Genomic DNA, 20,742 nt, shown 5'->3' on the forward strand with positions numbered 1-20,742 from the left:
ACGATGCCCTTCACCACCCTTCGCCCCGCCGCGTTCCCCTCCTCGATCCGAGGACTCCTTCGACTCCTGGCCGCGAGCGTCGCGCTGAGCGTCGTCGTGATCGCGGGATCGGTCTTCGCCGCTGCTTCGGCCTCGGCCGCCGAGCGCGGGACGGGTTTCGGCACCTGGGCGCCGATATCGGCGCACGGATGGCACGGCTCCATGCTCGTGAACGGCGTCCACACGTACTGCATCGTCCCAGGCCTGCCGTTGCCGACCGGCCCGAGCATCGACCACGGCATCAGCGGCGGCGCAGCGGGGCTCTCCGGCGAGCAGCTGACCCGCATCAATCACCTCGTGTCCACTCACGGACAGACGGATGACCCGGTGCAGGCGGCCGCGGTCGGCTGGGCCGTCAAGGCGATCGCGAACTGGAATGACACGCTCCGCCAGTTCGGCTATGAGGGCGACTCGCTCGCCGGCGTCATCGACCGGGTCTTCTCCCGTCTTGCGCCCGAGCACAACGCGGCGGTCCAGCAGCGTGCGGTGGCGTTCTACGACGAGGCGATGCGGCGTGGAACCAACGCCCCCACGGGGACGCTGGTCTTCACCGTCGACCCGGTCGATCATCGCCGCGGCACGGTCAGAGTCGAGACGAGCGCTGCCGACGCGGTCGGAACGGTGACGCTCGTCGACGCGGTGTTCAGCGAGTCCGGTGCGCCGACCCTCGAGGGGGTGACGCCGGGAACCGAGTATGCGATCACGACAGCACCACCGGCGCCCGGCCGCGCGTACACGGTGAGCGGGACCGGCCGCTTCGCGGGCGGAGTCGCCCCGGCGGTCCGCCACGTCACCACCGCGGGCGGCCAGGACACCGCAGGCCCTGGGGGCCCCGCGACCTTCGAGGTGTCCGGCGCCGACACCGCGCCGCGCGTCCCCCTCTTCTCCCCCGCGATCACGACGCAGGTCGCTGCGCGCTACGTCCCCGGTGGGGCGTTCGTCGATGACGTGAACATCACTCTCTCCGACGGCGACTGGCCTCGGTCGACTGACGGATCACCCCTGCCGATCACCGCCGGCGCTGAGGTCTACCGCACGTCGTGGGAACCCACCGAACCGCAGGCATCGGTCCCCGCCGACGCCGAACCGGTGGGCTCGCTGGCGCTCGTGACCGGTGACCAGGGCGGAGACGTCCCCTATCGCGTCACCTCCGACTGGGAGCTGCCCGGCCCCGGCTTCTACACCGCAGTGTGGACGATCACCCGCGACACCCAGCACCCCGACGTCGCCGCGCATCTGCCGGCGGAGTTCTCGTGGACGGAGTCGTTCGGCGTGCGAAGCCAGATCAGCGTCGTCCCCGACGTCTCGTCGAAGGCGGAGGAGCACGTCGCCGTCGGCGATCCGGTGTCGGACACGATCATCGTCGGCGGCGTGATCCCCACCGGTGGTCTGTCCGTGTCCTCCGCCGTCTACCGCTCCGCCGACGGCGTGCCGGCCGCCGACGCCTGCACCCCGGAGGCCCTCGTCTGGGAGAGCGAGCCGATCGCGGTGACCGAGGCGGGCGAGTACATCGTGACGTCCCCTGCGATGACGGAACCGGGAACGTACTACTGGCGGGAGCGTGCGGTGGATGCCGCCGGCGAGGAGGTGCATCACGGAGCGTGCGGCGTCGCCGCCGAGACGACGATCGTCACGGAAGCGCCTCCCGCCCCGACCCCGTCCCTCGCGGCGACCGGGGCGAGCATCGCCACGGTGGCTGCCCCTCTCGTCGTCGGGCTGACGGTGGTGGCCACCGGCATCGCGCTCGGGACGTCGCGCCGCCGTCGGTTCGAACACGGCGCGGGCATCGGGTAGGCTTGGGGGGTTGCCACGGGGTGTGGCGCAGCTTGGTAGCGCGCTTCGTTCGGGACGAAGAGGCCGCAGGTTCAAATCCTGTCACCCCGACCGCAGAGAGGCCTCACCGATATCGGTGAGGCCTCTCGCACGACACCGAACAGGAGCGCCGTGAACGACACCTCGCCCCAGCCCGCCCCGAAGCTCGTCGCCTTCGATCTGGACGACACCCTCGCGCCCTCCAAGAGCGCCATCGATCCCCGCATCGGCGATCAGCTGATCGCGCTGGCCGAGCGCGTCGAGGTCGCCATCATCTCGGGCGGTCAGCTGTCGCAGTTCCGCACGCAGGTCGTCGATCTTCTGCCGGCGGCCGCGCCCGACATCCTCGATCACGTCCACCTGCTGCCCACGTGCGGCACCCAGTACTACCGGATCGACGCCGACGGCATACGCACCGTGTACGCGCACAGCCTCACCGACGACCAGAAGTCTCGCGCCATCGCCGCCGTCGAGGAGGAGGCCCGACGGTTGGGCCTGTGGGAGAGCGAGCCGTGGGGTGAGATCCTCGAAGACCGAGGGTCGCAGATCACCTTCTCGGCTCTGGGCCAGCAGGCGCCGCTGGACGCCAAGACGGCGTGGGACCCGACCGGCGAAAAGAAGAACGCCCTCCGCGACGCCGTCGCCGTTCGCATCCCCGACCTCGAGGTCCGATCAGGCGGCTCGACGTCGGTCGACATCACGCACCGCGGAATCGACAAGGCCTACGGCATGCGTCAGCTCTCCGATCAGACGGGCATCGCGCTCGATGACATGCTCTTCGTCGGAGACCGCCTCGACCCGCACGGCAACGACTACCCCGTCCTGGCGATGGGCGTGCGCTGCCAGGCCGTCGAGGGATGGGAGGACACCGCGACCTTCCTCGATGCGCTGCTGCCGACCCTCTCCCCTCGCGCCTGAATCTCGCTCAGCGCGCACGCTCAGCGCGCGCGGCGTCACCCACCGGCACCAGGCGGGTGAGCTGCGTCACGTGCGCGGGTTCGAGCTCCGCGAGGCTGGACACTCCCAGCAGGCGCATCGTGCGCTCGATCTCCTCCCGGAGGATCGCGATCGCGCGATCGACGCCGGCACGCCCGCCCGCCATCAGGCCGTAGAGGTACGCCCGCCCGACGAGGGTGAAGGACGCGCCGAGCGCGATCGACGCGACGATGTCGGCACCGTGCATGATCCCGGTGTCGACCATCACCGTGGCATCCTGGCCGACCTCCCGCACCACACGCGGAAGCAGGTGGAAGGGCACCGGTGCGCGATCGAGCTGACGCCCGCCGTGGTTGGAGAGCACGATGCCGTCGACCCCGGCATCGATGAGGCGCACGGCGTCCTCGACCGTCTGCACCCCCTTGACGACGATCTTCCCCGGCCAGAGATCGCGGATGACACCGAGGTCGTCGTAGCTGATGGTCGGGTCCATCGCGGCATCCAGCAGTTCTCCGACCGTGCCGCCGGTCGAACTCAGTGACGCGAACTCCAGCTTCGGTGTGGTCAGGAAATCGAACCACCACCACGGCCGCGGGAGGGCGTCGAGGATCGTCCGTATCGTCAGCTGCGGCGGAATCGAGAAGCCGTTCCGCTTGTCCCGGAGGCGCGCCCCCGCAACCGGGGTGTCGACGGTGAACAGCAGCGTGTCGAAACCCGCCGCCGCAGCCCGTCGAACAAGCTCGTAGGAGATCTCCCGGTCGCGCATGACGTACAGCTGGAACCAGTTGCGACCGTGCGGGTTCGCAGCTCTCACGTCCTCGATGGAGGTCGTCCCGAGGGTCGAGAGCGCGAAGGGGATTCCCGCGGCGCCCGCCGCCGAGGCGCCGGCCCGCTCGCCCGCGGTGTGCATCAGCCGGGTGAATCCCGTGGGGGCGATGCCGAACGGCAAGGCGCTCGCGCCACCGAGGACGGTGAGGGAGGTGTCGACGTGCTCGGCGGGTCGGAGGATCGACGGGTGGAACTCCACGTCCTCGAAGGCGCGCCGAGCCCGCGCCAGCGACAGCTCGCCCTCAGCCGCCCCGTCGGTGTAGTCGAACGCCGCCTTCGGCGTGCGGCGCTGGGCGATCGCCCGGAGGTCGGCGATGGTGAGGGCCGAGGTGAGGCGTCGCCGGGTGCCGTTCAGCTCGGGACGCTTGAACCGCATGAGCTCGCGGAGGTCTCCCGGCACGGGCAGCTGTCGCCGGATGGTGGGCTCGGTCATGTCTTCGTCCCCTCGGAGGGCGTGGCTGTCTCGCGAGCCAGATGGGCGTCGGCGTAGTACCCGATGATGTGGGCGCGCACGAGGTCACGGGCGCGTCCGGGATCACCCGCCTCGACGGCCGCCACGATGGCGCGGTGCTCATGCTGGAGCCGCGTCGACATCGCCGCCCAGTCCGGCACTCGTGCGGCACCGATCCGCACATACGACTCGATCGCACTACGCAGGCCCGCCATCGTCGCGGTGATGACGAGATTTCCGGATGCTTCGGCGAGGCCGAGGTGGAACTGCGCGTCGAGCGTCAGGAATTCGTCACGGGTACGCTCTGCGGCGTCCATGGCATCGAGGATGCGGCGGACCGGGGCCGTGTCGGGCGCCCCCTGCGAGGCGAGATCTTCGACGACGGCGCTCTCCAGCGCCACCCGGGTACGCACGACGTCGTCGAGGGGGAACCCGTGTGCCGCCACCTGCAGCCGGAGAAGCGCCGACATTCCACCGCGCGGGGTGGCGATGATCACCGCCCCCGAACTCGGCCCCGAGCCGGTCCCGGTGCGGATGAGCCCCATCACCTCGAGAACACGGAGCGCTTCACGCACGCTCGAGCGTCCGACCCCGAGGCGTGACGCGAGGTCGCGCTCGGGCGGAAGGCGATCACCGGGGGCGAGGGTGTCGTCGAGGAGGTCGCGCTCGATGTGCTCGAGGACGACCTGCCACGCTCGCGGGGCGGGCGGCGGGGGATCGTCGGGTGAGGGCATGCGGTCTCCGATGGGCAGGTGGCCACCCTACTCTGTGGTCAGACCACATGCAACCGCACAGAACTACCGCCCGTCGAGACGACCGCCCGACTCACGCAGGTAGCACTCCGCGCACATCGACTCGTAGGTCACGCGGTCGGCCGAGAGCTCGTCGATCGCGACCTGGTCGCCGTCGAAGACGAACCGGCCGCTGACCAGCCGGGCGTTGAAGAGCGCCTTGCTCCCGCACCGGCAGATCGTCTTCAGCTCCTCGAGACTGTGGGCGAGCTCCATCAGCCGTGCGGACCCGGGGAACGCATCGGTGCGGAAATCGGTACGGATGCCGTAGGCGAGAACCGGCACACGGTCGAGAACGACGATGCGGAGCAGATCATCGACCTGCTCGCGCGTGAGGAACTGGGCCTCGTCGATGAGGAGACAGGCCACGTCGGGGCTCGTCTCCCCCGTCTCGGGAACGAGCGCATCCTCTGCCGTTCGCCGGACGCGCTCACGGTGCTCGCCGAACAGCAGGCGGATGTCGTCGTCGGGCCCGACGAGGAAGTCGACGTCGCGGGTGACCCCCAGGCGGCTGGAGACCTTGGCGGCGTCCTTGGTGTCGATCGCGGGCTTGGCGAGCAGCACATGCTGTCCGCGCTCTTCGTAGTTGTAGGCGGCCTGCAGCAGAGCGGTCGACTTCCCGGAGTTCATCGCGCCGTAGCGGAAATACAGCTTTGCCACCCCGAGAGTCTAGGCCCCGGCGGATCCGATCACCGGCCGCCGAATCCGCCGCCGCCTCCCCCGCCTCCCGAGAACCCCCCGCCGCCGGAGCTGCCCGATGACGACCAGCTGCTCGAAGACGACGAACGGGACGACGAGAACGATCCGCTCCGCGAGACCGGCGTGGCCGCGAGGCGACCGATCGAGGAGGACGCCCGCGACAGGGAGTCGGTGGTGACCGCGTCGAAGAGGGCCGCACGTGCACCCGCCGCGTCCGTGGGCGCGTGCGCGGCGGTGCGGATCACGTCGATCCAGTCCTGCTGCATCCCGAACAGCACCGCGTAGGGCAGCAGTCGCTCATAGAGGTTGACCACGTCGGCTCCGGGCGCTCCCGGCGCTTCGGCGAACGGGCGACGGCCGGAGGAGACCAGATCCGCCGTCGCCGGCGCCTGGGCCGCCCGGAGGCGATCCTCCTCCACGAGCGAGAGGTAGCGGCGGATGCCCTCGAGGTAGGTACGGTGGCGTCCCCCGGCGAGGGTCAGGGTCGAACCCGGCACGGAGAAGAAGGGCAGGACGATGAACGCCGCGAACGCGCTGGCGATCGCAAGCCCGTAGATCCACCCGCCGATCTCGCCCACGTCCTGGATCACCGACGGAACCTCGTCGAGGAAGAAGGCCAGGAGGATGCCGGTGGTCAGGCCGGCGAACTGAAGGAGGCTCCGGACGCGTCCGATCCAGCCGGGCGTGGCGGTCCGGTACCCGCGATCGATGGTGGCCCGATCGATCTGGCGCACATAAGCCACGGCGCGACTGGGCGGGTTGCGCGTAAAGGCCCCGAGATCGACCCGGTCGCCGGGAGCGGCATCCTTGCCGTACAACGCCGTCACGACGCGGCGATCGTCATGGGCGAGCCCGGTGTCATCCCGCAGGACGACGGAGAAGTCGTCAGCTTCGGCCCTGTCACCCGAGCCGATGATCTCGACCTTGTCGCGGACAGCCAGATCGACGATGTGCGCGGCCAGAGCGCGTTCGGGAACACCCCACACCCCCGCCGACAGCGTGGGCGACTCGTCCTCGGCGGGGGTGTAGTGAACGACCACCGGCGACCGGTCGGGATTCCGCCGCAGCACCCCTCGCAGCACCACCAGGAAGAGAAGGCCACCGATACCGCACAGAAGCCCCAACCCGGGCAGTATCCACTCCCACCACGGGTAGGGCGGCGCGGGTGGCGGAGAGACAGCGGCGAACGTGCCGGTGGCGAAGCCGAGCGAGACGGTGAGGTTCTCGTCGGGACCGAGCCCGGTGTCATCCGCGATGAACGAGGCGTCGACCGGCGGCGCGGCGCCGGCACCGAGACCGGCAGCCCAGACCGCGACCGCCCCGTCCAGCGCCGCCGGCGGGGCCGCCTCCCGGATCTCGCAGACATCCGTCGAGCCCGCGGGACCGGTGTAGCAGTACGCACGCCCCGGCAGCAGGTCGTCGGCCGGGTCGCCGAGCACATGCACGACGGCTTCGACGGCATCGAAGGGCTGCGCGTGATCGGTGCCGACGGTATCCCACGTGAACTCGTCGGCGTCGGTGTCGTCGTAACGCACGACCACGTCGGTCATCGTGTAGGAGATGACGTAGGTCTGCGCGCCGCGCACGTAGGAGTCGTCTCCGGTCAGAACGTAGACGAACTCGTCATCCTCCTCCGTCCACCACGGGATCGGCTCCCCGCCCTCACCCGTGACGCTGACGACGGACGTGTCATGATCCACGCCCGAGTCCGCCTTCGGGATGGCACGAACGATGCCGCGGTTCTGGTCGTACTCGGGGAACCGAGCGACGATCGTCTCGGTCGTGAACAGCGCACTGCGTCCGCTCGGCTCCCGCCCGAGCCAGTACTCCCCCGTGAAGGAGTCGTAGGAGAAATCGTCGACGTCAGCCGCAACGGCCTCCGCTGCATTCGATTCCGCCGCACTCGATCCCGCCGCCGAGATGCCGCCGGCGGATGCCAGCAGCAGCCCCGCGACCACCACGCTCTTCGCGATCCCCACCGCGCCAGCGTAGCGATCGCCGAGATCACGCGGTGAGCGCGAGCGCCTCTGCCGTCTCGGACAGCACCTCTTCGGCGACCTCGGGCCGCGGGTTCAGCGTGTGGCCGTAGCTCGGGATCAGCTGCTGCAACCGCGGCTCCCACTCAGCGATCCGGTCGGGGAAGCACGTCTTCAGCAGCCCGAGCATGATCGACACCGCCGTCGACGCCCCGGGCGAGGCTCCGAGAAGCCCGGCGATCGTGCCGTCCGCCGAGGTGACCACCTCGGTGCCGAACTGCAGCACGCCGCCCTTCTTCGGATCCTTCTTCATGACCTGCGCACGTTGACCGGCCTGCAGCAGCTCCCAATCCTCGTCACGCGCGGTCGGCATGAAGTCACGGAGACTGTCGACCTTGCGCGCGTGGTTCTTCAGCAGCTCGCCGACGAGGTACTTGATGAGCCCGGGGTTGTCGACGGCGACCTTCAGCATCGGCAGGATGTTCCCCGGTCTGACCTGCGCGACGATGTCGGTGATCTTGCCGTGCTTCAAGAACTTCGGGCTGAAGGTGGCGAACGGGCCGAACAGCAGCGAGGCCTCGCCGTCGACGACGCGGGTGTCGAGGTGCGGCACCGACATCGGCGGCGCCCCGACCGAGGCCTGGGAGTAGACCTTGGCGCGGTGCTGCGCAACGAGGGCGGGATTGCTGGTCTTCAGCCACTGCCCCCCGATCGGGAAGACTCCGTATCCGCTGATCTCGGGGATGCGGCTGGATTGCAGGAGCTTCAGGGCCCATCCGCCCGCGCCGACGAACACGAACCGCGCGCGGGTCTCTCCGGGGGTGTGGCCGATGGTGTTGCGCCACTGCACCCGCCACGTGCCGTCCTTGGCTCGCCGGATCTTCTTCACCTCGCGATTGGTGACGACCTCCGCGCCCTTCTCGACGAGGTCGTCGAACAGCTGGCGGGTGAGCGCACCGAAGTCGACATCGGTCCCACTGGGGACCCGCGTCGCGGCGAACGGTTCGCCCTTCCTGCGCTTCTTCATCAGCAGCGGGGCCCACTGGTTGATGACCCGCGAGTCCTCGCTGTACTCGATGCCGGCGAAGAGCGGCTGCTGCCTGAGGACCTCGTAGCGTTTCCGGAGGTAGGCGACGTCCTTCTCACCCGTGACGAAGGTCATGTGCGGGGTGGCGTTGATGAAAGTGGACGGCTCGTCGAGCACACCCCGGTCGACCAGGGATGACCACAGCTGGCGGCTCTGCTGGAACTGCTCGTTGATCGCGATCGCCTTGGCGGGGTCGAGCGATCCGTCCGGGCCCTCGGGCATGTAGTTCAGCTCGCACAACGCTGCGTGACCGGTCCCGGCGTTGTTCCACGCGTTGGAGCTCTCCAGGGCCACGTCGCTCAGTCGTTCGTAGACGACGATCTTCCAGTCGGGCTGGATTTCCTTGAGCAGAGTTCCGAGGGTGGCCGACATGATGCCCCCGCCGATCAAGACGACGTCGATGACCTCGTCTGGTGCCGCCGGTGGGGTCTCGGAATCGGAGGAATCAGTCACGGAACGATTCTACGCGCCGCGGAAAACCTCCCGATCAGAGCACGGGTCCGAGCGCCCGAAAGGATGGCGGAACTTTCTCGTCGTCGAAAGACCGGTGGGTCAGGCGCCGGCTCCTGCGAACCGTCGGGATGCCACGAGCTCGGCGATCTGCACCGCGTTGAGAGCGGCGCCCTTGCGGAGATTGTCGTTGCTGATGAACAGGACGAGTCCTCGCCCCTCGGGGGCCGACTGGTCGGCGCGGATCCGGCCGACGAAGCTTGCGTCCTTCCCCGCCGCCTGCAACGGCGTCGGCACCTCTTCGAGACTGACCCCGGGAGCATCGGCGAGGATCTCGGCTGCCCGTGACGGCGAGAGCTCGCGGGCGAACTCCGCGTGGATGCTGAGCGAGTGGCCGGTGAAGACCGGTACCCGCACACAGGTGCCCGCGACACGGAGGTCGGGAAGCTCGAGGATCTTGCGGCTCTCGTTGCGGAGCTTCTTCTCCTCGTCGGTCTCGTTCTCGCCGTCATCGACGAGGTTGCCGGCGAGCGGAATCACGTCGAAGGCGATCGGTGCGACGTACTTCTTCGGCTCGGGGAAGTCCACCGCGGAGCCATCATGGACGAGACGGAGCGTTTCGCCCTGTGCCAGCACACCCTCGACCTGGCCGAGCAGCTCCTCCGCGCCCGCCAGTCCCGATCCGCTGACCGCCTGGTAGGTGCTGACGATCAACCGCTCGAGACCCGCCTCGGCGTCGAGCGGCTTCAGCACGGGCATGGCCGCCATCGTCGTGCAGTTCGGGTTGGCGATGATGCCTTTGACGGCCTCGTCGATCGCGTGGGGGTTGACCTCGCTGACGACGAGGGGCACCTCGGGGTCCATGCGCCAGGCGCTGGAGTTGTCGATGACGACGGCGCCCGCCTCGGCGAAACGCGGCGCGTGTGCCCGGCTGCCGGTCGCGCCGGCCGAGAAGAGGGCGATGTCGATGCCCTGCGGGTCGGCGGTGGCGATGTCCTCGATGACCACCGTGTGCCCGGCGAAGTCCACCGCGGTGCCCGCGGAGCGGGAAGTGGCGAAGAGTCGGAGCTCACGGATCGGGAAGGAGCGCTCCAGGAGGATCTCGCGCATGACGGTGCCGACCTGACCGGTGGCACCGACGACGGCGAGGGACAGACCGGAGTCGGAGATGCGGGCCATGGGTAGGGAGTCTATCGCTCGGGCTGCGGCCCTTTCCTGTGTGACGCCGCTGGCCCGCCTCGATCAGCCGAGTGCGGCGGCACCGAAGGAGACGGCGAACTGGATGGAGCCGATACGCGGATGCGAGAGCGCGAGGCTGGACATGCGCCTCACGTTCCCGGACGAGGACGGGCGTACTCGTTGATGAGGACGCCGGAGCGGAAGGTCCGGCTGGTCTCCAGGGTGAACGCCGTCGGGTCATAGCCGGCGGCGAAGAGCGGACGCCCGTCGCCGAAGACGACGGGATTGACCTTCAGCACCAGACGGTCGATGTCGTCGAGCAGCTGCCCGGCGAGATCGCCTCCTCCGCAAAGCCAGATGTCACCGCCGCCGCGCGCCTTCAGGTCTGCCACGACACGGCGGGGGTCCCCCCGCTCCACGCGCACCCCCGCACCCACGTCGGCCTGGGTGCGGGTGCGCGAGAAGACGATCTGGTCGAGATGCGCGTACGGCGAGTCGGTCACGCTCAGTCCGGCGGCGAAGGTGTTCCATCCCATCAGCACGGTGGAGAACCTCTCGCGTGGCGCGGTCGATCCGGACTGTTCGTAGAAGGCGGAGGGGAGCGTGTCCGCCCAGTCGACCTGAATCGCCTCCAGGTGATCACCGGTCACCGGAAAGGCCTCGAACCCCCCGTCGGGCGCGCAGATCCGCCCGTCGAGACTGGTCGCGACGTAGTAGACGAGGTCCGTCATGGCTTCACCTTTCACAACATCTGTTGTGGTTAACATACGACAGATGTCGTGGTCACGCTAGGGTGAGGGCGTGGCCCGGAACGATGCACGGCGGCAGACGCTCGCAGACGCGGGACTGTCCGTCATCGCGCGAGAGGGGATGCGGGGACTGACCCATCGGGCCGTCGACGCTCAGGCCGGCGTGCCTGTGGGCACGACCTCGAACTACTTCCGCAACCGCGCCGCGCTCATCGCGGCGCTGGTGCACCGGATCGGCGAGCGACTGGCGCCGGACCCGACGGTGTACGCCCCGTGGCAGGATCGCGCCCCGACGCCCTCTCTGTTCGCCGACTACGCGCGTGACATCGTCCGCCGACTGCTGGCCGACCGCGACGTCTCCCTCGCGCTGTTCACCCTCCGCATCGAGGCCGCGCGCAATCCGGAGATCGCCGTCCCCCTGGGGGAATGGATGCGCACGGGCTTCGCCGCCGACGTCGCGTTCAACCGGAGTGCGGGCCTCCCCGGGGGCGACTTCGAGATCGCGCTGTTCCACTACGCCCTCGAGGGGCTGGTCCTGGACAGGCTGACGGTGTCGATCGATCCGGAGATCTCGACCGACGCCGCTGTCGACGCCTTCGTGCGGGGGATCCTGGGCGATGACCCGGCCGCGGGTCAGCGCCCCGTGCCGGCGTAGACGACAGCCTCGGTCTCGCCGTCGAGACCGTAGGCGGTATGGACGACGCGGGCGGCCTCACCGAGGTTGTCACCCCGGACGACGACGGAGGTGCGGATCTCGGATGTCGAGATCATCTCGATGTTGATCCGCGCGACGCTCAAAGCCTCGAACAGCGTCGCCGCGACGCCCGAATGCGTGCGCATCCCGGCACCGACGATCGAGAGCTTGCCGATCTGGTCATCGTGGACGAGGCTCTGGAACCCCACCTCCGACTGCTCGCCGGCGAGGGCCTTCAGTGCCGCCGTCGCGTCGGACTTCGGCAGAGTGAAGGAGATGTCGGTGAGACCGGTCGCCGCTGCGGAGGCGTTCTGGACGATCATGTCGACGTTCGCGCCCGACTTGGCCACGATCTTGAAGATGTCCGCCGCCTTGCCGGGTACATCGGGAACACCGATGACGGTGATCTTGGCCTGGCTGAGGTCGGTGGCGACTCCGGCGACGATCGGCTCTTCCATGTTCTCTCCCTTTTCCCCGTCGGGAAGACTCTGGCCCGGACCGACGACCCACGTCCCGACGTCCGGGCTGAACGTCGAACGTGCGTGGATCAGCACCCCGTGCCGGCGGGCGTACTCCACCGCGCGGATGTAGAGCACCTTCGCCCCGTTGGCCGCGAGCTCGAGCATCTCCTCGCTGGAGATGCTCCCCAGCTTCTGCGCCTTGGGCACGACCCGCGGGTCAGCGGTGAAGATCCCGTCGACGTCGCTGTAGATCTCGCACACGTCGGCCTCGAGCGCGGCGGCCAGGGCCACGGCGGTCGTGTCCGACCCGCCGCGACCGAGCGTGGTGATGTCGCGGGTGTCGCGGTTGAACCCCTGGAACCCGGCGACGATCACGATCGCCCCGTCATCGAGCGCCTCTCGAAGGCGTACCGGCGTGACGTCGACGATGCGCGCCGCACCGTGCGTCGCATCCGTGATCATGCCCGCCTGGCTGCCGGTGAACGATCGCGCCTCGAAGCCCATCGAGTGGATGGCCATCGCCAGCAGCGCCATCGAGATCCGCTCGCCGCTGGACAGAAGCATGTCGAGCTCGCGCGGAGCCGGCATCGGCGCGACCTTGCCCGCGAGCTCGAGGAGTTCGTCGGTGGTGTCGCCCATCGCACTGACGGCGACGACGACTTCGTGACCGGCGCGCCGGGTGTCGACGATCCGCTTGGCGACCCGCTTGATGCTCTCGGCATCGGCGACCGACGAGCCACCGTATTTCTGGACGATCAACGCCACGTGCAAGACCCCCGCGTACGTCTGGCGCCACAGCGCCCGGCGACGGCGCGCGACGGGACGGCGCGCCGATGCACCATCTTACGGACGTTCGCATTCCCCGACTTCCATGTAGCCTGCCGACCATGACGGCGGACCTGGCTGCGTGGTCGGACTTCAACGTGGCGATCGTGGGTGCCACCGCGGCTCTCGCGGGCCTGGTTATCGTCGCCGCGAGCGTCAACATCCGAGAGGTCATCCAGGCGACGACCGTCACGGCCCGTCTGGGGGCCGGCATCGTCGCCCTCGTGGTCGCCCTCTCGATCGCGGCGATCGGCCTGGTCCCCGACCTCGGCGCCGTCGCCTACGGCGTGACCGTCCTCGTCCTCACCCTGATCGCCGCCCTCTTCCAGGGACATGCGGCGCGTGTCATCGTCCGCACGCCCCCACCCGGTGACGACACGCGACCGGCGGCGGTGAAGGCCGTGATCGGCTTCGTGCCGATCGCCGCCTACGCTGTGGCCGGGTTCGCGCTCGTCGTCGGTCACCCCGCCGGGCTGTATGCCGCCGCCGCTGCCGCGCTCCTGACGATCGCCTCCGCGCTGCTGGTGTCGTGGATCGCGTTGGTCGAGGTGCTGCGCTGATCAGCCCGGGGCGACCGGTGGCGGATCGACCGCGGGGCGACGCAGCCGGAGGGTGCCGCCCGTGGCGGCGAGCCAGCAGCCGAGGATGACCAGCGGGAAGCCGAGGAGCAGTCCCACGGTGAGGGGTTCGGAGAGAACGATCACCCCGAGAAGGATGGCGACGACGGGGTTGACGTAGGTGAACAGCGGCGCACGGGCGGGGCCGACCTCGCGGATCAGGGCGAAGAAGGCGATGAAAGCGAGCGCCGTGCACAGCACGGCGAGGAGGCCGAGCGCCCAGAGGCTCCGCGCGCTCGGTGGGGCCGGCTGCACGATCAGCGCCACCGGGAGGTAGCACAGTCCGACCACCAGGAGCGAAACGGTGATGGTGCCGAGCGGAGGGACGTCGCGCAGCTTATGGGCGACGATGAAGGGAGCGGTGGCGTAGAGCACGGCCACCAGCAGCACTTCGCCGACGGCGACGAGGCCGGCGGCGACGTCGCCCTCGGAGATGGCGGGCCCGGCGACGATCACGCCCACGCCGACGAATCCGATCACGAGGCCGAGGATCCGGGAGGGGCGGAGGACGGCACGGTCACCGCCGACGACGGCGATGACCGCCGCGAACAGCGGCACCGTGGCCACGAGGAGTCCGGTCAGACCTGACGACAGCGTCAACTCGGCGTGGCTGAGCAGGAAGAACGGTCCCGCCATCTCGACCGCTCCGAACGCCAGCACCCACCCGATCTTGGCGAACGCGGGGCGCATCGCCTTCGCGCGAAGCGCGAAGGGCAGCAGCAGCAGGGCAGCGGCAAGCGTTCGGCCCGCGACCACACCCGCCGGGGAGATCGTCTCGACGGCCTCCTTGATGAAGAGATACGGCATGCCCCAGAGCACCGACATGACCGCGAAGAGGATCCAGCCGCGCGTGCTGAACCGACCTCCGGCCGGAGGGGCGGTGACGGGTGCGGTCACATCGAGCGCCGACCTTCGAAGGCGCGCCCGAGGGTCACCTCGTCGGCGTACTCGAGGTCGCCTCCGACCGGCAGCCCCGAGGCCAACCGGGTGACGGTGATCTGCAGTGTGTGGAGCAATCGGCTGAGGTACGTCGCCGTCGCCTCGCCCTCGAGGTTGGGATTCGTGGCGAGGATGACCTCCTGCACGGTGCCGTCGGCGAGGCGCTGCATGAGCGACGCGATCCGCAGGTCGTCGGGTCCGATTCCCGCGATCGGGCTGATGGCGCCGCCGAGCACGTGGTACAGCCCGCGGAACTCCCGAGTCCGTTCGATCGCGGCGACGTCTTTGGCGTCCTCGACCACGCAGATGAGCGTGGCGTTGCGACGCGGGTCGCGGCAGATCGCGCAGCGCTCCTGCTCGGAGACGTTGCCGCAGATCTCGCAGAAGCGCACCTTCTCCCGCACGTCGGCGAGCAGGTGCGCCAGGCGGGAGACGTCGAAGTTCGGCGTCTGCAGGATGTGGAAAACGATTCGCTGCGCCGATTTCGGTCCGATGCCCGGAAGACGGCCGAACTCGTCGATCAGGTCCTGAACGATGCCGTCGTACATCAGCCGAACCTCGTCGGTGCCTGGTGCGGCTCCTCGCGGACGAATCGTGCACCCAGCACCTGGCGGACGACCGCCTCACCGTACCTCTGCATGCCCCCGGAGGATCGCGCGGGCGGCACGATCGGCGGAGCGATGACCGGCGGCACCGGCGCGTCGACGGCCGTCGGCGCCACCTCCGCGTCTGAATCGTCGTCGGGCTCGGCCGAAGACACGACTTCGGAGGCGGGGAGCACCTGACCCTCGCGTCGGGGGCCCGCGGATGCCGCCCGGACGCGGGCGACCTCGATCGCGGCGTCTTCCGGATCGTCGTCGACGGCCAGAGCCGGCATCGCTCGGGCATCGGCGGCGCCTGCGCCGCCGGGGATCGGGGCCACCGCCCACTCCGTGACCGACGCCACGGCGCCGGTCGCCGATCCGCCCGGCGCGGACGCGACCGAACGATCGGTCGCTCCGCGCATCGGCGCGCCCCGCGGAGGCCGCGCCGCGGCTGCCTGGTGCGCTCCTCCGCCCCGACCGGGAGGATCGGAGGGGCCGGGGTCGTCGTGGGGATCCGGTGGCGGCGGAGGCCCATCTTCCCCACCGATGTCGCGCGGACCTTCGTCGCGGGGCGCGTCGCCGGCACCGGCGTCATGGCGGGCGAGGTACTTCACCCGTATGCCCAGGACACCCTGGATCGCGGTACGGAGGTCTTCGCTGGGTCCCGCGCCGGCGGTCCGCTGCTTGAACTTCACCAGATCGGCCTGACTCTGGAACGACAGCGTGAGCACGTCGTCCTGCAGGCCGGCGACGCGTGCGGTCGAGGCGACCAGCCACGACGAACGGCTCAGATCCTCGAGCCGCGCCAGTACCTCGGGCCAGGCGTTGCGCATGAGATCGAGTGTCACGGGCCCGGCCGGCGGTGTGGCGACCGGTTGCACCGGTGTCGGCGCGGCCGTCGCGGGCACGTCGGTCGCATCCTCGGCGGGCGGCGAGGACTCCGCGGCGGAGGACGCCGCCGGGGTCACCGCCGCCGGGCTCGGCGGCGTCGCCGGCGCGGCCACGGCATGCGCAGGGGGCGCCGGCGCGGCCACGACATGCGCGGCCGGCGATGCTCCGACACTTCCCACCGTCGAGCCGGTGTGCGTCAGCACGCGGGCGATCATGAGCTCGAGCTGCAGACGCGGCGAGGTCGCTCCGGTCATGTCGTCCAAAGCGCCGATGACGATGTCGGCGGTGCGTGAGAGCCGCTCGACGCCGAAGGCATCGGCCTGCCGCATCATCTGCGCCAGGTCCTCCTCCGACGTCCCACGCAGGACCGCGGCCGCCCCCTGTCCGGCGGCGCCGACGATGATGAGGTCCCGCAGCCGCTCGAGCAGGTCGTCGACGAAACGGCGCGGGTCCTGCCCGGTCTGCACCACGCGATCGACCGCCGCGAACGCGGCGGCGGCATCGGCTGCGGCGAAGGCGTCGACGACCTCGTTCAGCAGCTCGCCGTGGGTGTAGCCGAGCAGAGCGACGGCGCGCTCGTATCGCACGACCGGGCCATCGGACCCGGCGATCAGCTGGTCGAGCAGCGACAGGGTGTCGCGAGGCGACCCGCCGCCGGCACGCACGACGAGCGGGAGCACGCCCGTCTCGACCGTCACGCCCTCGCTCTCGCAGAGCGTCTGGACGTACTCCAGCATCGCGGCGGGCGGCACGAGCCGGAACGGGTAATGGTGCGTCCGCGACCGGATCGTGCCGATGACCTTTTCGGGCTCGGTGGTGGCGAAGATGAACTTCACGTGCTCGGGCGGTTCTTCGACGAGCTTCAGCAGGGCGTTGAAGCCCTGCGGGGTGACCATGTGCGCCTCGTCGAGGATGAAGATCTTGAAGCGGTCGCGCGCGGGGGCGAACACCGCCCGTTCCCGAAGATCTCGCGCATCGTCCACGCCGTTGTGGGAGGCTGCGTCGATCTCGACCACATCGAGCGAACCGCCACCGCCCCGCCCCAGCTCGACGCAGCTCTCACAGGTGCCGCAGGGAGTGTCGGTGGGACCCTCGGCGCAGTTCAGGCAGCGGGCGAGGATGCGCGCCGACGTCGTCTTCCCGCAGCCGCGAGGACCCGAGAACAGGTAGGCGTGGCCGACCCGATCGCTGCGCAGCGCGGTCATGAGCGGCTCGGTGACCTGCGACTGCCCGATCATCTCGCCGAACGCCTCGGGACGGTAGCGGCGGTATAGGGCGGTGGTCACCCGAACAGCCTACGGCGTGCCTCCCACATCCGTTCTGCCGTCTCCTCCCCCTCCGCAACGAACGGGATCACCGTTCTGTCGCGGGCTCCGGCTCCCCAGCCGCTGCGGGGACCGGGGAGGTGATGATCGGGATGGAGGCGGTGACCGTCGGCACCGACGCCGACAGCGTCGTGCCGTCCTCGAGTCGCACATCGGCGAACTGCGTCAGCGACGGCCGGCCGGGGATGACCGGTCCTTGGTTCTCCAGGGGAACGACGACCTCCTCTCCGGGCGCGACCACGTAGGGCGTCCCGCGCACGCTGAAGATCAGGGGCACCTCCCCCTCGATCCGCACGCGCATCTCGGCGGCGCGGATCGCCACGGAGACCGGAGTGTCACGCCACCGGAGCGGGAACGACAGCTCCTCCCATCCGGCGGGCAGACGCGGGTCGAACGAGAGTTCGCCGGCGTGATCGCGCATGCCGCCGAAGCCGCTGACGAGCGCCGTCCACACCCCACCCGCCGAGGCGACGTGCACGCCGTCGGCCGCGTTGTGGTGGAGGTCGGCGAGATCGACGAAGATCGCCTGCCGGAAGTAGTCCAGCGCCAGCTCCTGATAGCCGACCTCGGCGGCGAGGATCGTCTGCACCACCGCCGACAGGGTGGAGTCCCCCGTCGTCAGCGGGTCGTAGTACTCGAAGTCGGCGAGCTTGTCCTCGTCGGAGAAATGCTCCCCCTGCAGGAAGAGGGCGAGGACGACGTCGGCCTGCTTGAGCACCTGGTAGCGGTAGATGACCAGCGGGTGGAAGTGGAGCAGGAGCGGACGCTTGTCGGCCGGCGTCGCCTCGAGATCCCACACCTCGCGCTCGAGGAAGATCTCGTCCTGCGGGTGGATGCCGAGCGCCGTGCTGAAGGGGATGTGCATGGCCTCGGCCGCGCGCTCCCAATGCTCCGGTTCGGCCGGATCCAGCGACAGCCGCTCCGCCGTCACGCGGTAGGCATCGGGATCGCCCTCGGCCATGTCCCGAAGCGTCCTGGCGGCGAAACGCAGGTTGAAGCGCGCCATGACGTTGGTGAAGAGGTTGTCGTTGACGACGGTGGTGTACTCGTCGGGCCCGGTGACGCCGTGGATGTGGAACGACTCGATCGCGTCGCCGTTGGACGTGCGCCAGAACCCCAGCGTGGTCCACAGCCGCGCGGTCTCGACGGCGATGTCCACCCCCTCGCGGTACAGGAAGTCGGTGTCGCCGGTCGCCCGCACGTACTTCGCCAGGGCGAAGCAGACGTCGGCGTTGATGTGGTACTGCGCGGTACCGGCGGCGTAGTAGGCCGAGGCCTCCTCGCCGTTGATGGTGCGCCAGGGGAAGAGGGCGCCGGCCTCGTTGAGCTGGTAGGCGCGCCGGCGCGCGGCGGGCAGCATGAGATAGCGCATCCGCAGCGCGTTGCGAGCCCACAGCGGCGTCGTGTAGGCCAGGAACGGCAGGACGTACACCTCGGTGTCCCAGAAGTAGTGGCCGCTGTAGCCCGATCCGGTGACGCCCTTGGCCGGCACGCCCTGCTGATCGGCCCGCGCGGCGGCCTGCGCCAGCTCGTACAGGCACCAGCGGGTGGCCTGCTGGATCTCGGGCTGGCCCTCGATCCGGATGTCGCTGCGCGCCCAGAACGCGTCCAGCCACGCCCGCTGCCGGTCGAACTGGTGTGCGACGCCCTCGGCCAGGGCACGGTCGATGGTGCGCCGGCAGCGGTCGACGAGTTCCCGGGCGGGGACGCCCCGCGAGGTGTGGTAGCTGACGAGCTTGGTCACCCGGATGGGGACTCCTGCTCGCGCCTGCACGCGGAAGACGTTCTTGGCGATGTCGGGCTCGACGATACCCCGTGCCGAGTAGTGGTTCTCGGTCTCCACGACATGGTCGGCGACGACGGCCAGCGTCATCCCCGAGTCGGTCACCTGGTACGCCAGGGCCGAGCGGTCGCGATCCTGCCAGTACTCCTTGGGCTGGAGCACCCGCTCGTGGATCTTGTCGCTGCGCCGGGGGTCGAATCCGGCCTTCTTCGCCGGCGCGGGAGACCCGCCGTAGACGTCCTCGCCGTCCTGCCGGTTGATCAGCTGGCAGTTGATGGTCACCGGGGCGTCGGCGTTCAGCACGGTGACGTCGAGTCGGAGGATCACCAGGTGCTTCTCCTCGAACGACACCATGCGCTCGTCCTCGATCAGCACCTCCTTGCCGGAGGGGGTCACCCAGAGCACACGGCGGCGCAGCACGCCGCTCTCCATGTCGAGCTCGCGGTGGTACTCGCGCACATCCGCCACGTCGAGCGAGAGCGGTTCGTCGTCGACGTAGACCCGCATGATCTTGGCGTCGGGCGCGTTGACGATGATCTGGCCGACCTCGGCGAAGCCGTAGGCCTGCTCGGCGTGGTGGATCGGGAAGGTCTCGTGGAACCCGTTGATGAACGTGCCGTGTTCGTGGGCGTGCCGCCCCTCGGGCGTGTTCCCCCGGAGTCCGACGTAGCCGTTGCCGACGGAGAACAGCGTCTCGGTGACGCCCTGATCCTCCAGGGAGAACCGCTTCTCGATCAGCCGCCAGGGATCGACGGGGAACCGGTCGCGGTCCATCATGCCGGGATCTCCTTCTCGACGAACTCCGCGAGGTCGCTCACCACGACGTGGGCGCCGGCGTCGCGCAGGGTCTCGGCACCGGCGCCACGGTCGACCCCGACCACGAGCCCGTAACCGGCGGCCACGGCCGACTGCACGCCGCTCAGGGCATCTTCGACGGCCGCGCTGCGCGCGGGGTCGACGCCCAGCATCCGAGCCGCCTCGGCGAAGACGTCGGGCGCGGGCTTAGAGGCCAGATGGTCGCGCTCGGCGATGACGCCGTCCATCACGACCGAGAAGCGGTCGCGGATGCCGGCGACGGCGAGCACCTCCTCGGCGTTCTTCGAGCTGGACACCACCGCGATGGGCACCTCCGCGGCGATGAGGACGTCCAGAAGGGCGACCGATCCGGGGTAGGGGGCGATGCCCTCGCTTCGGAGCACCCGGGCGAAGACGTCGTTCTTGCGGTTGCCGATTCCGCAGACCGTGTCGGCGGTGGAGGCATCGGACGGCTCTCCCCACGGAACCTCGACGTCCCTGCTGCGCAGCAGACTCGCCACGCCGTCGTACCTCTTCTTGCCGTCGAGGTGGGCGAAGTAATCGGCGTCGCTGTAGGGCGGAGTGACGTCCCACGCGGCGAAGAGCTCCTCGAACATCGTCCGCCACGCGTGCATGTGCACCTCGGCGGTCGGGGTGAGGACGCCGTCGAGATCGAACAGCACGCCGTCGTAGGTGGTGAGGTCGGGAAGGGCGGGGGCGGTCACGGGTTCTCCATACGCGAGCGAGGCTCCTGCCGGGGGGTGAGGCACGGAGCAGCGAGAGGGACGGATAAAGCGTAGTGGCCCGCGATCGAGGCGGGTGAACGCCGGG

17 protein-coding genes and 1 tRNA gene are annotated in these 20,742 nt (G+C 69.7%); 5 read left to right on the forward strand and 13 right to left on the reverse strand.

Annotated elements, in window-relative coordinates; all coding sequences use genetic code 11:
- Positions 1-3 precede the first annotated feature (3 nt).
- The 3 genes from DT073_RS13465 (at position 4) to DT073_RS13475 (ending at position 2,769) form a co-directional block, all read left to right on the forward strand.
- Entirely contained in the window at positions 4-1,833 is a 1,830-nt protein-coding gene (locus tag DT073_RS13465; protein WP_124293850.1) for a hypothetical protein, read from the forward strand.
- Between the two features lie 16 nt (positions 1,834-1,849).
- Positions 1,850-1,923, forward strand: a tRNA-Pro gene (locus DT073_RS13470).
- 60 nt (positions 1,924-1,983) lie between these two features.
- Positions 1,984-2,769 carry an HAD-IIB family hydrolase gene (locus DT073_RS13475; RefSeq protein ID WP_124293851.1) on the forward strand — a complete coding sequence of 262 codons (786 nt, stop codon included), beginning with the start codon at positions 1,984-1,986 and terminating at the stop codon, positions 2,767-2,769.
- A 7-nt stretch (positions 2,770-2,776) separates the two neighbouring features.
- Here DT073_RS13475 and DT073_RS13480 read toward each other — a convergent pair whose 3' ends face one another.
- The 7 genes from DT073_RS13480 to DT073_RS13510 all read right to left on the reverse strand — a co-directional run bounded on the left by DT073_RS13480 (position 2,777) and on the right by DT073_RS13510 (position 10,979).
- A complete protein-coding gene (locus DT073_RS13480; protein ID WP_124293852.1) occupies positions 2,777-4,048 on the reverse strand; it encodes an alpha-hydroxy acid oxidase in 1,272 nt (423 codons plus the stop codon).
- Entirely contained in the window at positions 4,045-4,800 is a 756-nt protein-coding gene (locus DT073_RS13485; protein WP_124293853.1) for a FadR/GntR family transcriptional regulator, read from the reverse strand. The genes DT073_RS13480 and DT073_RS13485 overlap by 4 nt, the downstream gene beginning before the upstream one ends.
- Before the next feature lie 63 nt (positions 4,801-4,863).
- Positions 4,864-5,517, reverse strand: a complete 654-nt coding sequence (locus tag DT073_RS13490) for a thymidine kinase (protein WP_124293854.1) — start codon at positions 5,515-5,517, stop codon at positions 4,864-4,866.
- A gap of 29 nt (positions 5,518-5,546) precedes the next feature.
- Entirely contained in the window at positions 5,547-7,535 is a 1,989-nt protein-coding gene (locus DT073_RS13495) for a DUF2207 domain-containing protein (RefSeq protein WP_124293855.1), read from the reverse strand.
- A gap of 25 nt (positions 7,536-7,560) precedes the next feature.
- Entirely contained in the window at positions 7,561-9,072 is a 1,512-nt protein-coding gene (locus DT073_RS13500) for a malate:quinone oxidoreductase (protein WP_124293856.1), read from the reverse strand.
- Between the two features lie 99 nt (positions 9,073-9,171).
- Positions 9,172-10,248, reverse strand: a complete 1,077-nt coding sequence (locus DT073_RS13505; protein ID WP_124293857.1) for an aspartate-semialdehyde dehydrogenase — start codon at positions 10,246-10,248, stop codon at positions 9,172-9,174.
- 149 nt (positions 10,249-10,397) lie between these two features.
- The gene (locus tag DT073_RS13510; RefSeq protein ID WP_124293858.1) at positions 10,398-10,979 is read right to left on the reverse strand and encodes a dihydrofolate reductase family protein; all 582 of its coding nucleotides are present in this window, start codon (positions 10,977-10,979) and stop codon (positions 10,398-10,400) included.
- Positions 10,980-11,049: 70 nt separating this feature from the next.
- Between DT073_RS13510 and DT073_RS13515 the strand changes: the two genes are divergently transcribed.
- A complete protein-coding gene (locus tag DT073_RS13515) occupies positions 11,050-11,652 on the forward strand; it encodes a TetR/AcrR family transcriptional regulator (RefSeq protein WP_124293859.1) in 603 nt (200 codons plus the stop codon).
- On the opposite strand, the gene DT073_RS13520 is transcribed toward DT073_RS13515, so the two are convergent.
- Entirely contained in the window at positions 11,631-12,917 is a 1,287-nt protein-coding gene (locus tag DT073_RS13520) for an aspartate kinase (RefSeq protein ID WP_124293860.1), read from the reverse strand. The two genes, DT073_RS13515 and DT073_RS13520, sit on opposite strands and share 22 nt — an antisense overlap.
- Positions 12,918-13,039: 122 nt before the next feature.
- Here DT073_RS13520 and DT073_RS13525 point away from each other — a divergent pair, with 122 nt between their 5' ends.
- Complete coding sequence (locus DT073_RS13525) at positions 13,040-13,537, forward strand: hypothetical protein (protein ID WP_124293861.1); 498 nt, start codon at positions 13,040-13,042, stop codon at positions 13,535-13,537.
- Here the strand turns inward: DT073_RS13525 and DT073_RS13530 are convergent, their stop codons facing one another.
- The 5 genes from DT073_RS13530 to DT073_RS13550 all read right to left on the reverse strand — a co-directional run bounded on the left by DT073_RS13530 (position 13,538) and on the right by DT073_RS13550 (position 20,636).
- Positions 13,538-14,491 (reverse strand): DMT family transporter, encoded by a 954-nt coding sequence (locus DT073_RS13530; protein ID WP_240638619.1) that lies wholly within the window; start codon positions 14,489-14,491, stop codon positions 13,538-13,540.
- Positions 14,488-15,081 (reverse strand): recombination mediator RecR, encoded by a 594-nt coding sequence (recR, locus tag DT073_RS13535; protein ID WP_124293862.1) that lies wholly within the window; start codon positions 15,079-15,081, stop codon positions 14,488-14,490. The genes DT073_RS13530 and recR overlap by 4 nt, the downstream gene beginning before the upstream one ends.
- Positions 15,081-17,294 (reverse strand): DNA polymerase III subunit gamma and tau, encoded by a 2,214-nt coding sequence (locus DT073_RS13540; RefSeq protein ID WP_124293863.1) that lies wholly within the window; start codon positions 17,292-17,294, stop codon positions 15,081-15,083. Before DT073_RS13540 ends, recR begins: the two co-directional genes overlap by 1 nt.
- Positions 17,295-17,361: 67 nt before the next feature.
- Positions 17,362-19,893, reverse strand: a complete 2,532-nt coding sequence (locus DT073_RS13545; RefSeq protein ID WP_124293864.1) for a glycoside hydrolase family 65 protein — start codon at positions 19,891-19,893, stop codon at positions 17,362-17,364.
- A complete protein-coding gene (locus DT073_RS13550) occupies positions 19,890-20,636 on the reverse strand; it encodes an HAD family hydrolase (RefSeq protein WP_124293865.1) in 747 nt (248 codons plus the stop codon). Before DT073_RS13550 ends, DT073_RS13545 begins: the two co-directional genes overlap by 4 nt.
- Between the last annotated feature and the right edge of the window lie 106 nt (positions 20,637-20,742).

Origin of the sequence: Microbacterium sp. ABRD28 (assembly GCF_003850245.1) — a bacterium.
Lineage (GTDB): Bacteria > Actinomycetota > Actinomycetes > Actinomycetales > Microbacteriaceae > Microbacterium.